This is a genomic window from Limimaricola hongkongensis DSM 17492, from assembly GCF_000600975.2.
GTDB classification, from domain to species: Bacteria; Pseudomonadota; Alphaproteobacteria; order Rhodobacterales; family Rhodobacteraceae; genus Limimaricola; species Limimaricola hongkongensis.
This window is the reverse complement of sequence record NZ_KK088649.1, coordinates 162,188-173,887: the sequence shown is the minus strand read 5'-3', so window position 1 is coordinate 173,887 and position 11,700 is coordinate 162,188. Positions and strand designations below refer to the sequence as shown.

The window sequence follows — 11,700 nt, the reverse complement described above, 5'->3', positions numbered from 1 at the left end:
CATCGCTTCGGCTGTCATAGCATGAGATCACCAATAGCCGGAGAGGGTGCAAGGTTCCCGGAAATTCCGATGCCGTTTCGTGTGACGATGCGGCACGGTGTCCCTGTTTCCGGGAGGCGCGATTGCATTAGCTTGGCCTCATGCTGATGCGATTGCGCGATATCCACAAAAGCCATGCCGGGGCCGAGGGGCCGGTGCCGGTGCTGCGCGGCGTCGATCTCGATCTCGACGCGGGCGAGACCATGGCGCTGACCGGTGAGAGCGGCTCCGGCAAATCGACGCTGCTGCACCTTGCGGGCGGTCTCGACCGGCCCGATTCGGGGCGGATCGAGATCGCCGGGACCGAGGTCACGCGGCTCGACGATTCGGGGCGCGCGCGGCTCCGGCGCGGCACGGTCGGCGTGGTGTTCCAGCAGTTCAACCTGATCCCGTCGCTCAGCGTCGGCGACAACATCGCGTTCCAGGCCCGCATCGCCGGGCGGCACGATCCCGCGCGGGCCCGCGATCTCGCCGAGCGGCTGGGTCTCGGGCCGCAGCTGTCGAAATATCCCGAACAGCTTTCGGGCGGCCAGCAGCAGCGCACCGCCATTGCCCGCACCCTCGCGGCGCGGCCCGAGCTGGTGCTGGCCGACGAGCCGACCGGCAATCTCGACGAGACCACCGCCGAAGAAGTGCTGGGCGCGATGCTGGCGCTGGTCGAGGACACCGGCGCGGCGCTCCTGATGGTCACCCATTCCGAACGCCACGCCGCGCGCATGTCGCGCCGGATGCACCTGTCGGGCGGGCGGATCGCTTGACCGGGGCCGTGCTCCGCGCGCTGCTGTCGCACTGGCTGCGCGCGCCGTTGCAGCTTTTCACCCTGATCGCCGGGCTGGCGCTGGCCACGGGGCTGTGGTCGGGGGTGCAGGCGATCAACGCCGAGGCGCGCGCCAGCTACGACGCCGCCGCGGCGACGCTGGGCGAGGGGCGGTTCGACCGGATCGAGCCTGCGGCGGGCGGCGGCATCGCGCTGGCCGATTACGTCGCGCTGCGCCGCGCGGGCTGGCAGGTGAGCCCGGTGGTCGAAGGCCGCCTGAACGGCGTGCGCGTGGTCGGGCTGGAGCCTTTGACCGCGCCCGGCGGGCTCGGGCCGGTGGCGGGCGAGGACGCCGACATCGCGGTCTTCCTGTCGGGCGGCGGGCAGGTCTTCGGCCGGGCCGAGGCGCTCGACGCGCTGCCCGAGGGCGGGGCTGACAAGGTGGTCTCGCCAAAGGTCGCGCCGGGCACCGCCATCACCGACGTCTCGGTCGCGCGGCGGCTGCTGGGGCGCGCGGATCTGAGCTTTCTGATGGTGGCGCCCGAACAGCCCATGGGTCGGCCCGCCCTGGCCGAGATCGCGCCGGATCTCGTGCTGCGCCCAGCGCAGGCCGGATCGGAGGTCGGGCGGCTGACCGACAGCTTTCACCTCAACCTCACCGCCTTTGGCTTCCTGTGCTTTGCGGTGGGCATCTTCATCGTGCATGGCGCGGTCGGGCTCGCTTTCGAGCAGCGCCGCCCGGTGTTGCGGACGCTGCGGGCGCTGGGCGTGTCGCTGCGCCGCCTCGTGCTGCTGATGACGATCGAGCTTCTGGGCTTCGCGCTGATCGCGGGCACGATCGGCGTGGGCCTCGGCTGGCTGCTGGCGGCGAGCCTGCTGCCGGATGTCGCCGCGACGCTGCGCGGGCTTTACGGCGCCGAGGTGGCGGGCGGGCTGCAGCTTCGCCCGGTCTGGTGGCTCTCGGGGCTCGGCATCGCGCTCTTCGGCACCGCCATCGCCGCGGGCGCCGCCTTGTGGCGGCTCGCCACCATGCCGCTGCTGGCGGCGGGCGGGCGGCGGGCCTGGGCGATGGCGGAGGCGCGCTCGGCCCGTTGGCAGGCGCTGGCGGCAGCGGTGCTGCTGGCGCTGGCCGTGGGGCTCGCGATCTGGGGCGAGGGGCTCGCGGCGGGCTTTGCGCTCCTTGGCACCGGGCTCGTCGGGGCGGCGCTGCTGTTGCCGGTGGTCTTGGGCGCGGTGATGCGGATCGGCGCGCGGACGGCGCGCGGCCCGCTGGCGCAGTGGTTCTGGGCCGACACGCGCCAGCAGCTGCCGGGTCTGTCGCTGGCGCTGATGGCGCTGATGCTGGCGATGGCGGCCAATATCGGCGTCTCGACCATGGTGTCGTCCTTCCGCGAGACATTCACCGGTTTTCTCGACCAGCGGCTCGCGCCCGAGCTGTATGTCGAGACCGCCGATGACGCGCAGGCGCGCGAGATCGCGGCTTTTCTCGAACCCCGCCTGCGATCGGTGCTGCCGCTCGCTTCGGTCGAGACCGAGGTGGCGGGGCTGCCGGTCTCGCTCGAACTTGCGCGGCCAGATCCGACCTACCCGGAGAACTGGCGTTTCCTGCAATCGGTCGACCGGCCATGGGAACGGCTCGCCGCCCGCGACGGCGTCCTGATCAACGAACAGCTGTCGCGCCGGGCCGGGCTGGCGCCTGGCGATGGCGTGCGGATCGCGCCGGGGGTCGAGCTGCCGGTGCTCGGCGTCTACGGCGATTACGGCAATCCCAGGGGCGAGGTGATCGTCACCGAGGCGCTGTTCGCCGATCTCTACCCCGAGATCGTGCCGCGTCGTTTCGGCCTGCGCCTCGCGCCCGAAGAGGTACCGGCGCTGCGCGCGGCGTTGATCGAACGGGGGCTCGCGGCCTCGGCGATCACCGATCAGGCGGCGGTAAAGCGGTTTTCGCTGCAGGTGTTCGACCGCACCTTCGCGGTGACGGCGGCGCTCAACGTGCTGACCCTCGCGGTGGCGGGCTTCGCGATGCTGATGTCGCTCTTGACGCTCGCGGCACTTCGGCTGCCGCAGCTCGCGCCGGTCTGGGCGCTGGGGCTGACGCGGCGCCGTCTCGCCGCGCTGGAAATGGCGCGCGCGGTGCTGCTGGCGGCGCTGACCGCGCTCTTCGCGCTGCCGCTGGGCCTCGCGCTGGCCTGGGTGCTGCTGGCGATCGTCAACGTCGCGGCCTTTGGCTGGCGGCTGCCGATGTTCTTGTTTCCGGCCGATTACGCGGTGCTGGGTCTGTTCGCGCTCGGGGCGGCGGGGCTGGCGGCGCTGTGGCCCGCGCTCAGGCTGGCGCGCACGCCGCCCGCGGCACTTCTGGGGGTCTTTGCCAATGAACGCTAGATGGCTCGTCCTCGCCTGCCTGCCCGGTCTCGCGCAGGCGCAGGGTTTCGCCGGGCTGGCGGGCGAGGCCGGGGAATTCGCGCTGCCTGAACGCGGCGTGCCGCCGGTCTTTCCCGAAGATCACGGGCCCCATCCCGAATTCCGCATCGAATGGTGGTACGTCACGGCCAATCTCACCGGCCCGGACGGCACGCCCTATGGCTTGCAATGGACGCTGTTCCGCTCGGCCCTCGCGCCGCGCGAGGCGCCGGGCTTCGACAGCCCGCAGATCTGGCTCGGCCATGCCGCCGTCACCGGGCCGGACACGCATCTTTTCACCCAGCGTCTCGCGCGCGGCGGCATCGGGCAGGCGGGCGTCACCGCCGCGCCCTTCGAGGCCTTCATCGACGACTGGCGTATGGCGGGGCCGGGTTTCGACGCGCTCGCGCTTTCGGCCAGCGGCCCGGATTTCGCCTATGACGTCACGCTCGACGCGCAGGGGCCCCTGGTGTTGCATGGCGAGGACGGATTTTCGGTCAAATCCGCCGAAGGCCAGGCGAGCTATTATTACTCGCAGCCCTTCTTCGCGGTGGAGGGCGTGCTGAGCCTGCCGGGGGGCGAGGTGCCGGTGACCGGGAGCGCGTGGTTCGACCATGAATGGTCCTCGCAACCTTTGTCCGAGCGGCAGACCGGATGGGACTGGTTCTCGCTCTCCTTCGACGGTGGCGAGAAGCTGATGGGCTTCCAGCTTCGCGAGGGCGATGCGGGCGGCTACACTTACGCCAGCTGGATCGAACCGGACGGCGCGCTCACCCCCTATGTCGGGGCATTCGAGGCGGAGCCGCTGGACCGGGCCGACCTCGGTGGGATATCGGTGCCGGTGCGCTGGCGGGTGCGGCTGCCGCAGGAGGGGGTGGACGCCGAGATCGCGGCGCTCAACCCGGCAAGCTGGAACGCGCTCTCGCCGCCCTATTGGGAGGGCCCCGTGACGGTGAGCGGCAGCCATGAGGGGCGGGGCTATCTGGAGATGACGGGTTATGAGTGAACACGATCACACGACATTGACGGGGCTTCTGGCGCTGGTGCGCGACCGGATCGAGGCCGGGCTGCACGACCGCGATGCCGCGGCAAGGCTGCCGGTGCTGGCGACGCGCGACGCGCAGGGCTGGCCCTCGGCCCGGACCATGGTCATGCGCGGCTTCGACGCGCATGACTGGACGCTCGACATCCATTCCGACGCCGACGCCGCCAAGGTGCTGCAGCTCACCGACGGGCCGCGCGCGGCGCTGCATGTCTGGGACGCCGAGGCGCGCCTGCAGATCCGCATGCGCGCCCATGTCGTGCGGCTGCCGCACGAAGAGGAAAAGGCGCTCTGGCAGCAGGTGCCCGAGCCGTCGCGCGCGCAATACGGCGCGGTGCCGCCGCCCGGCACGCCGATCGCCGCCGCCGATGCGTGGCACCCCAACCCGCGCCCGGCGCGCTTCGCGGTGCTGCGGGCGCGGCTGTTGCGGATCGAGGCGCTGCATATCGGCGAGATCCACCGCCGCGCGCGGTACGAGCGCGAGGAAGGCTGGCAGGGCAGCTGGCTGGTGCCGTGAGCGTGAGCCGCTCTGGCGCGAAGCCGCGCGGCGGGATACAGCGCCGCGCATGACGCCCCTCATCCCCCTGACCCGCGACCTCGTCCTGATCGGCGGCGGCCACGCCCATGCGCTGCTGCTCAAACGCTGGGGCATGGATCCGTTGCCCGGCGTGCGGCTGACGCTGATCGATCCCGGTCCGCTCACCGCCTATTCGGGCATGCTGCCGGGCCATGTCGCCGGGCATTACGACGCCCACACGCCGCAGATCGACCTCGTGCGGCTGGCGCGCTTCGCGGGCGCGCGGCTGATCATCGGCCGGGCCGAGGGGGTCGACGCGCAGGCGCGCGAGGTGATCGTCGGGGCGCGGCGCATCGGCTTCGACGCGGCCTCCTTCGATGTCGGCGTGACCAGCGAGATGCCGCAGCTCGAGGGGTTCGCCGAACACGGCGTGCCGGCCAAGCCGCTGGGCCGTCTCGCGCGCGACTGGGGCGTCTTTCGTGCGGGCGACGGTCCGGCGCGGGTGGCGGTGATCGGTGGCGGCGTGGCGGGGGCCGAGCTGGCCATGGCGGCGGCCCACGGGCTGCGCCACCGTGACGCGCGGGTGACGGTGATCGAACAGGGCAGGGCGCTGTCCGAAACCTCTCCCAGCGCCCGCCGCCTCGTGCTGCGGCGGATGGCCGACCTCGGCGTCGAGGTGGTCGAGAACGCCGCCGTCGCGCGGGTCGAGGCCGATCATGTGCGGCTCGGTGACGGGCGCGACATCGCCTCCGACTTCACCATCGGCGCGGCGGGGGCGCGGCCCCAGGCTTGGCTGCAGGCGACCGGGCTGGCGCTGGAAGACGGCTTCATCCGGGTCGGCCCGACGCTTGAGACCAGCGCGCCGCAGGTCTTTGCCGTGGGCGATTGCGCCCACATGGTCGAGACGCCGCGCTCCAAGGCGGGGGTCTTCGCGGTGCGGCAGGCGCCGGTGCTCTTCGACAATCTGCGCGCCGCGCTCTCGGGCGGGGAGATGCGCGACTATGTCCCGCAGAAGGACTACCTCAAGCTCGTCTCGCTCGGCGGCAAGGCCGCGATGGCCGAGAAATGGGGCCGGGCATGGGCGCATCCCGTGCTGTGGCGCTGGAAGGACCGGATCGACCGGAAATTCATGGACAAGCTGTCGGACCTGCCCGACATGGCCGCTCCGAAGCTGCCCGAGCCGGTGGCCGAGGGCGTGATCGAGGCGCTGGGCGACAAGCCGATGTGCGGCGGCTGCGGCGCCAAGGTCGGGCGCGGCGCGCTGCGCGAGGCGCTGGCCGGGCTGCCGGCGCAGCCCCGCGCCGACGTGGTGACGCTGCCCGGCGACGATGCCGGGCTGGTCATCACCGGCGGCGCGAAACAGGTGATCTCCACCGACCACCTGCGCAGCCTCGTCGAGGATCCGCACCTGATGACCCGGATCGCCGCCATCCACGCGCTGGGCGACATCTGGGCCATGGCCGCGCGTCCGCAGGCCGCGACCGTGAACCTGGTCCTGCCGCGCATGAGCGCCGAGATGCAGCGCCGCAGCATGGCCGAGATCATGGCGGCCGCGCGCGAGGTCATGGACGCGGCGGGCGCGGCGATCATCGGCGGGCACAGCTCTCTCGGCTCCGAGCTGACCGTGGGATTCACCGTGACGGGGATCTGCGAGGGCGAGCCCGTCACGCTCGGCGGGGCCCGGCCCGGCGCGGCGCTGATCCTGACCAAGCCCGTGGGCTCCGGCACCATCATGGCCGCCGAGATGGCCCGCGCCGCCCCCGGCCCGGTCGTGGCCAAGGCCTGGGAGATGATGGCGCAGGGGCAGGGGCGCGCCTCGGAGATCCTGCGCGGCGCGCAGGCGATGACCGACGTGACCGGCTTTGGCCTCGCCGGGCACCTGTCGGGCATCTGCGAGGCGAGCGGCTGCGGCGCCGAGCTGGAGGTGGCGAAGGTGCCGCTGATGGAAGGGGCGCTGGAACTGGCCGAGGCGGGGACGCGCTCGACGCTGTTTGCCGACAACATGGCCGGGGCCGGTGCGGTCATCCGGGGCGCGGGCGGGGCGCGCACCGATCTCATGTTCGACCCCCAGACCGCGGGCGGGCTGCTCGCCGCCGTCGCCGCGGAAACGGCCAAGCGGCTGGTCGAGGCGCTGCGCGCGGCGGGCTACCCGGCGGCGATCGTCGGGCGGATGGTCGAGGGGCGGGGGCTGCGGCTTGTCTGATCGGGGGCCGCAAGGCGCCGGATGTCGGAAAGGCGGCAGGGCGGGGAATTGCGTATTTGGGGAACAAAGTTGCCCATGCCGCGCGCCCCGGCTTGCGCAGGCGCCGTCCCCGGCGTAATCCCGCGCGCCATGTTCACCGTTGCCGCCCTCTATCATTTCGCACCGCTGCCGGATGCGCCCGACCGCCGCGAGGCGCTGCTCGAATTCTGCGCCGCGCGCGGCATCATCGGCACGCTGATCCTCGCCGCCGAGGGGATCAACGGCACCGTCGCCGCGCCGGAGCGCGACGCGATCATCGCGCTGATCGCGCATCTGCGCGGCTGGCCGGGATTCGAAGCGCTGGAGTGGAAGGAAAGCGCCGCCGACGCCGCGCCCTTCCGCAGGCTCAAGATCCGGCTCAAGCGCGAGATCGTCACCATGGGCCAGCCCGGCGTCGACCCCACCGGCCATGTCGGCACCCATGTCGAGCCCGCCGACTGGAACGCGCTGATCGCCGCGCCCGATGTCGCCGTGATCGACACGCGCAACGGATACGAGGTCGCGGTGGGCAGCTTCGACGGCGCGGTCGATCCGGGCACCGGCAGCTTTCGCGAATTTCCCGACTGGTGGGAGGCCAACCGCGAGGCGCTGGCGGGCAAGCGCATCGCCATGTTCTGCACCGGCGGCATCCGCTGCGAGAAATCGACCTCCTTTCTCAAGGCCCAAGGGGTCGAGGAGGTCTTTCACCTCAAGGGCGGCGTGCTGAAATACCTCGAAGAGGTGCCCGCCGAGCAGAGCCTGTGGCGCGGCGAATGCTTCGTCTTCGACGAACGGGTGTCGGTCGGTCACGGGCTGGCACAGGGCAGCCACGTGCTGTGCCGCGCCTGCCGGATGCCGGTCTCGCCCGAGGCCACGCGGGACCCGGCCTATGTCGAAGGCATCTCCTGCCCCGGCTGCATCGAGACGCGCTCGGACGAAGATCGCGCCCGCTACGCCGAGCGGCAGCGGCAGATGGGCGGCTGAGCCCCCTACACCTTGCCTTTGCGGCAGGTTAAGCAGGCGATATGGATGATGTCGTCATGTATCTGCGCGGCCTCGTGCCCGGGCGCCGCGCCGTCTTCGCGCTGGCCATCGGGGCGCTGTCGGGCTGGCTCGCCGCCCTTGCCGGAATGCCGTTGCCGTGGATGCTGGGGCCGATGATCGGCAACACGCTGGCGGCGATCCTGTCGCTGCCGGTGCGCGGGCCGGACCGGCTGCGCCCGCTGGTGATCCCGGTGATCGGGGTGATGCTCGGTTCCGCCATGACGCCCGAAATGCTCGACGCCGCGCCGCGCTACATGGCGAGCTTTGCGCTGCTCGTACCGTTTCTCGGGCTGACGGCGCTGGCCTCCTACGCGGTCTATCGCCGGATCGGGCGCTACGATCCCGTGACCGCCTTCTTCTCGGCGATGCCCGGCGGGCTCAACGACATGCTGATCCTCGGCGGCGCTGCGGGCGGCAACGAAAAGCGGATCGCGCTGGCCCATGCCGCGCGGGTGCTTCTGGTGATCCTCTTCGTGGTGCTGTTCTACGGCACCGCGCTCGATGTCAGTTCGGGCGAGGTGGCGCGCGGCACCGCGGCTTCGGCGCTCACCGCGCGCGACTGGGCGCTTTTGGGCGCGGCGGCGGTCGCGGGCGTGCCTTTGGGCAAGATCCTGCGCCTGCCCGCGCCGCAGATCACCGGGCCGATGGCGCTGAGCGGGGCGCTGCATCTGGCCGGGCTCGTCACCGTGGCGCCGCCGGGCTTTCTCATCATCGTGGCGCAGGTGGTGATCGGCACCGTGATCGGCTGCCGCTTCATCGGGGTGAGCGCGGCGCAGATCGGGCGCGACCTGTCACTGGGGGCGGTGTCATCGGTGGCGATGATCGCGGTGGCGGTGGCCTTTGCCGCCGCACTGACCGCGATCACCGGCCTGCCGCTGTCGCTCAGCTTTCTGGGTTATTCGCCGGGCGGGCTCACCGAGATGAGCCTGCTCGCGCTCGCGATGGGGCAGGACGTGGCCTATGTCTCGGTCCTGCACCTGGTGCGGATCATGCTGGTGATCTTTGCCGCGCAGCCGGTGTTCAAGGCGACGCGGCGCAGGGATCAGACCGGGACGAACCCGCCGCGATCGGAATCGTAGCATTCGAGCCCGCCCTCGCCGATATCGGTCCACAGCCCGTGCAGCGTCAGCTTGCCCTGTTCGACCGCGTCCCGGACATAGGGGAAGCTCATCAGGTTATCGAGCGAGACCAGCACCGCCTCTTTCTCCAGCGCCTTGACCCGCTCGGCATCCGTGCCCTCGGGCAGCCGCGCATAGCCGGGGCGCAGAAGATCCATCCAGCGGCCCACGAAGCTCGACTTTTCCTCGAGCCCGGGCGCGTGGCCCTCGCACATGTCGAAGCAGCCGCGCACGCCGCCGCAGCTCGAATGGCCGATCACGATCAGATGCGGCACCTTGAGCGCGGTCACTGCGTATTCGATCGCCGCCGAGGTGCCGTGCTGGTTGCCGTCGGGGGCATAGGGCGGCACGAGGTTGGCGATGTTGCGGTGGATGAAGAACTCGCCCGGATCGGCGCCGAAGATCGAGGTGACATGCACCCGGCTGTCGCAGCACGAGATCACCATGGCGCGCGGGTGCTGCCCGTCATCGGCGAGCTTGCGGTACCAGCTGCTGTTCTCTGAATAGGACGTGGCCTTCCAGCCATGATAGCGCTTCACGAGGTAATCGGGGAGGGGTCTGGCGATGGTCATGTCGGTCTCCATGCGTCGTCCCGACGCGAATAGGCGGAATTGGCCAAGGATTCGAGATATATCTTGCTTGGCCCGCAACGGTTTTCAAACCCGCCGCGTCCAAGGTTGCCGTCATGATGTGCCCACAGACAAGCCCCGCCCCGCATGCGCTTGCCCTGCGGCTGCCCGTGCCGGTGCCGTCGCCCGAGGCGCTTTTGCGGGTGCGGCTGCTTTGCGTGCTCGGCGACGCACGCGGCCCCGGGGGCGCGCCACCGGCGGAGCTTTCGGTCCGGCTTTCGCGGCTGGAGGCGCATCTTCGCGCCTGCGCCTTCGGGCGGCTGCGCGCCGATGCGCGCGGGCTGCGGCGGCTCGCATCGCGGGTCGGCCTGTCGGAGATGGCGCGGGTCGCGGCCAGCGTCGAGGCCTGCGCCGTCTCCGGCGACGCGGCGGCGCTTGGCGCGACGGTGGCGCGGCTGGGGCGCTGCGGCACGGGCGCGCTGCAGGCGCTGCGCCGCTCGGGCTGAAAAGGCTGACGCGCGATCCCGGTTGCGGCGGCGGCGAAGGGGGCTAGTCTCGCCTCCGACCGCCACCGCCACCCGAGGAGCCCCGCCATGCCGACCCCCGATTTCGCCGCCCCCCGCGCCGATGCGCTGACGCTGCGCCTCGTGGCGCCGAACGATCTCGACGCGGTGCTGTCCGACCTGCCCGATGCGGCGCGGGCCTGGGCGCGGGCGCAGGGATTCAGCGCGGCGGCGGGCGCGGTGCTGACCCTGCCGGATGCGCAGGGCGGGCTGACCGGCGCGCTGATCGGCCTTGGCGACGACATGGCGCGCGCGCGCGGCCGCTTCATCGCCGCGGGCGCCGCGTCGAAGCTGCCCGAGGGCACCTATGCGCTCGACCCGGCCACCGATCCCGACCTTGCCCGCGAAACGGCGCTGGGCTGGCTGATGGAGAGCTACCGCTTCGACCGCTACGCCAGCCAGGGCGCGGCGCGGGCCGCGCTGGTCGCGCCCGACGGCGTCGATGCCGACCGGCTGCGCGCCATCGCGGCGGGCGAGGCGCTGACCCGCGACCTGATCAACACCCCCGCTTCGGACATGGGCCCCGCCGATCTCGAAGCCGCCGCCGCCGAGCTGGCCGCGCAATTCGGCGCGCGCATGGCGGTCACGGCGGGCGAACATCTGCTCGAAGGCAACCTGCCGCTGATCCATGCCGTGGGCCGCGCGGCGACCGCCGCCCGCGCGCCGCGGCTGATCGACATGCGCTGGGGCGATGCGGGCCCGACCCTGACGCTCGTCGGCAAGGGCGTGTGCTTCGACACCGGCGGGCTCAACCTCAAGCCCGGCAGCTCCATGGGGCTGATGAAGAAGGACATGGGCGGCGCGGCCACCGTGCTCGGTCTTGCCCAGATGATCATGGCGCTGGGGCTGAAGCTGCGGCTTCGGGTGCTGATCCCGGCGGTGGAGAACGCGGTCTCGGCCGACGCCTTCCGCCCCGGCGACATCCTCGCCTCGCGCAAGGGGCTGTCGGTGGAGGTCAACAACACCGATGCCGAGGGGCGGCTCGTGCTCGCCGACGCGCTGGCGATGGGGGCCGAGGAAAGCCCCGACCTGATGATCTCCATGGCGACGCTCACCGGGGCGGCGCGGGTCGCGGTCGGCCCCGATCTCGCGCCGTTCTACACCGATGCCGATGACGACGCGGCGGCGATTTCGCGGGCGGCGGCGCGGGTGGCCGACCCGGTCTGGCGGATGCCGTTCCACGCCCCCTACGAGCCGATGATCGAACCGGGCATCGCCGATCTCGACAATGCGCCCTCGGGCGGCATGGCGGGGTCGATCACCGCCGCGCTGTTCCTGCGCCGCTTTGCCGGAGAGACGCGCTACGCGCATTTCGACATCTATGGCTGGAACCCCAAGCCCGCCCCGGCGCGGCCCAAGGGCGGCGTCGGCATGGGCGCGCGGGCGCTGCTCGACGCGATGCCCAATCTTCTGGGGCTGGAATGACCGCG

The 11,700-nt window shown here is 71.8% G+C and carries 10 protein-coding genes; 9 read left to right on the top strand and 1 reads right to left on the bottom strand.

Going from position 1 to position 11,700, the window contains the following annotated elements; all coding sequences use genetic code 11:
- Positions 1-140 precede the first annotated feature (140 nt).
- From LOKHON_RS02870 to LOKHON_RS02840, 7 genes are all read left to right on the top strand, one after another.
- Positions 141-797, top strand: coding sequence for an ABC transporter ATP-binding protein (locus tag LOKHON_RS02870; RefSeq protein ID WP_017927912.1), 657 nt, complete (start codon positions 141-143; stop codon positions 795-797).
- The gene (locus LOKHON_RS02865; RefSeq protein WP_017927913.1) at positions 794-3,178 is read left to right on the top strand and encodes an FtsX-like permease family protein; all 2,385 of its coding nucleotides are present in this window, start codon (positions 794-796) and stop codon (positions 3,176-3,178) included. The genes LOKHON_RS02870 and LOKHON_RS02865 overlap by 4 nt, the downstream gene beginning before the upstream one ends.
- The gene (locus tag LOKHON_RS02860; RefSeq protein WP_017927914.1) at positions 3,168-4,202 is read left to right on the top strand and encodes a lipocalin-like domain-containing protein; all 1,035 of its coding nucleotides are present in this window, start codon (positions 3,168-3,170) and stop codon (positions 4,200-4,202) included. The genes LOKHON_RS02865 and LOKHON_RS02860 overlap by 11 nt, the downstream gene beginning before the upstream one ends.
- Entirely contained in the window at positions 4,195-4,755 is a 561-nt protein-coding gene (locus LOKHON_RS02855; protein ID WP_026147408.1) for a pyridoxamine 5'-phosphate oxidase family protein, read from the top strand. The genes LOKHON_RS02860 and LOKHON_RS02855 overlap by 8 nt, the downstream gene beginning before the upstream one ends.
- Before the next feature lie 49 nt (positions 4,756-4,804).
- On the top strand, positions 4,805-6,958 hold the full coding sequence (gene selD, locus LOKHON_RS02850) for a selenide, water dikinase SelD (protein WP_017927916.1): 2,154 nt from the start codon (positions 4,805-4,807) through the stop codon (positions 6,956-6,958).
- 129 nt (positions 6,959-7,087) lie between these two features.
- Entirely contained in the window at positions 7,088-7,960 is an 873-nt protein-coding gene (trhO, locus tag LOKHON_RS02845) for an oxygen-dependent tRNA uridine(34) hydroxylase TrhO (RefSeq protein WP_017927917.1), read from the top strand.
- Between the two features lie 41 nt (positions 7,961-8,001).
- Positions 8,002-9,099: an AbrB family transcriptional regulator gene (locus tag LOKHON_RS02840; protein WP_245631420.1), complete on the top strand. Its 1,098-nt coding sequence runs from the start codon at positions 8,002-8,004 to the stop codon at positions 9,097-9,099.
- Here LOKHON_RS02840 and LOKHON_RS02835 read toward each other — a convergent pair.
- Positions 9,063-9,710, bottom strand: a complete 648-nt coding sequence (locus tag LOKHON_RS02835) for a carbonic anhydrase (RefSeq protein WP_026147409.1) — start codon at positions 9,708-9,710, stop codon at positions 9,063-9,065. The two genes, LOKHON_RS02840 and LOKHON_RS02835, sit on opposite strands and share 37 nt — an antisense overlap.
- A 116-nt stretch (positions 9,711-9,826) precedes the next feature.
- Here LOKHON_RS02835 and LOKHON_RS02830 point away from each other — a divergent pair, with 116 nt between their 5' ends.
- Both LOKHON_RS02830 and LOKHON_RS02825 read left to right on the top strand, forming a co-directional pair.
- Positions 9,827-10,213 (top strand): hypothetical protein, encoded by a 387-nt coding sequence (locus LOKHON_RS02830; protein WP_162561750.1) that lies wholly within the window; start codon positions 9,827-9,829, stop codon positions 10,211-10,213.
- An 87-nt stretch (positions 10,214-10,300) separates the two neighbouring features.
- Entirely contained in the window at positions 10,301-11,695 is a 1,395-nt protein-coding gene (locus tag LOKHON_RS02825; RefSeq protein ID WP_017927921.1) for a leucyl aminopeptidase family protein, read from the top strand.
- Positions 11,696-11,700: the final 5 nt, after the last annotated feature.